This is a genomic window from Magnetospirillum moscoviense (assembly GCF_001650635.1).
Lineage (GTDB): Bacteria > Pseudomonadota > Alphaproteobacteria > Rhodospirillales > Magnetospirillaceae > Magnetospirillum > Magnetospirillum moscoviense.
The window spans coordinates 1-1,927 of sequence record NZ_LWQU01000055.1; the positions used below are offsets into that span (position 1 = coordinate 1).

The following is a 1,927-nucleotide window of genomic DNA, read 5'->3' on the forward strand; positions in this document are numbered from 1 at the left end:
GCCGCCGCTCGGCCATTGCCGCAACGACGCGCCCAGACTCGAAGTTCCGCCGCCGTCATCTTTTCCGATATCTTGAGCCTACCGAACATGGTTCCCCCTGTATCTGGTGGAACCCCAGTGATTCATGGTTGCCGCTGGTTGGCAAGCCCCGCCGAGTCAGATCGAGCGTTCGCCGGTATTATGGGGCAAAGCACCGGGGGCCACGCGAATCAAAAGAACGCCTCCAAGACTGCCGGAGCATTCCGAACACCTCACGGCGACGGAAATGTTGCGGGGCAACTGGAAAAGGGGAACCCCCCTCCCGATGAAAACTTCACGGGTAAGCCTCGGAGATATAACAACCAGTCCAGTAGCGCCCAAATAGGGCCGCGAAGATGCCTCTCATCCAGACCGTAAATCGGCTGGGGGGTAGGGGGGATTAATTGAGCGGCAGACAACAAACCTCTTTCCGTTCGGCTCTGGAAATGTCGCCAACCCCAAGCAAAACACGCTCTCTATCACCATAAATCTCCCAATAACGGAGATTTTTTTGATTTTATGATTCCTGAGTCGGAAAACGTTTGAATGTGTGAAATGCAACGGATTATCTGGATTGAATTTGTAGCGTCATTTTTCTTTATAATATATAGCCATTGACGATAGTGGTTTGTGTTTTTGATGAGTAGTTAGCCTTCATAATGAATTGATGTTGAATCTATTTTGAATCGTGCCCGCATCACTTTTTCAGTGAGCCCTTCCTTCAATGTAACCAAACCCCTGCCGGATCAGGTCACCGCCTTTCCGTGCTGGGGGCTTGGAGACGCTGGGGCTATGGCATCACCCGCCCGAGCTCCTGGATGTCGTCATAGGAGATATCCATATCGAAGATCGCGTTGATGAGCGCCGGATAGACGTAGAGATCGTAATGGCTGCCGAATGAGGTGATCCCGACCCAATCGCCGTATTCGCTCTCGAGAACCGGGATGCCAGCCTCCGCGAGCTTATCCAGGTCGCACCCGTAGAAGCGGGGGAATGCCAGCCATTGGAAGATTTCGACGAATTCCTCGGTCTCCGGATCGTAGGCTCCCCGGATATCGTCGTAGCTCAGAAATCCCGACTTCAAGAGCTCGTAGACGAGCATGGTCTGATTCAGGTGTTGCGCGACATAGTTATAATGGGCGGTAGTGAGTGCGTTCGTCATATTGGCAAAGTTAAGAAATACTCGAACACAGAATGCAGGCGGTGACAGCAAAAAGGCAAGGTGGAGACTTTGTACTACCTTGCCTTTTTGCGCCGTCTGTATGGTTCGCTCTGGTATTTCTTTTTGCCGATGCGGCGGGCGGCGAATCATCCGCTCCGGTTACCGATGGCCGAACAATCTCCGGAAAAAACTGGGCTTGTCTTGTGGTGGAGGCGGGAGAAGGCGCGTGATGAGATCGGCATTGGCCCTGCGAAGTTCCGCGAGCTCTGTTTCGTAGCGAGCCGCGCCGATTTGATCCGCAAGTCCGCTTCCGCCCGGAGCCGCTCGAGATGGGCGGCGGGGTTGAGGAGATCGCGAAGCGTCCGCCGTGTCATCGCCTATGCTCTGAAGTACGCCGAGCGGCAGCGCCGATAGCCCTATTCCCGATCAATCGCCTCTGAGCGCCGTAGGCAGCCCTTGGCCCTGTGGAATACCGGATTGACGGCGGAATAGCTTTGCCTGCCCCACAACCCGGAAAACGGCCCTGGCGGGCACGGCCTGGGGATGGCTGGGGTGTGCCCCGTCCTGGGGACGGGTTGATTTCAGTCGGGAGGCGGATTATCAAGTGTGACGCAAAGGTGTGCCAACGAGGCACACCCCACGCTTGGAACCACAGTGAAATCAACGCCTTATACCGGCGAACCTACGAAATGACCTGCTGGACCCAGGGCTGATAGCAGAGGCTTTTGACCCTGTCGCTGTCGGCGA

At 55.4% G+C, this 1,927-nt stretch carries 1 protein-coding gene; it reads right to left on the minus strand.

Annotated features, from left to right (window positions below; genetic code table 11):
* Positions 1-808 precede the first annotated feature (808 nt).
* Complete coding sequence (locus A6A05_RS03095) at positions 809-1,330, minus strand: hypothetical protein (RefSeq protein ID WP_156520867.1); 522 nt, start codon at positions 1,328-1,330, stop codon at positions 809-811.
* Positions 1,331-1,927 lie beyond the last annotated feature (597 nt).

Coding starts and splice junctions, on each gene's coding strand:
- A6A05_RS03095 (WP_156520867.1), bottom strand. CDS start 1,330: ATGATTCGCCGCCCGCCGCATCGGCAAAAAGAAATACCAGAGCGAACC.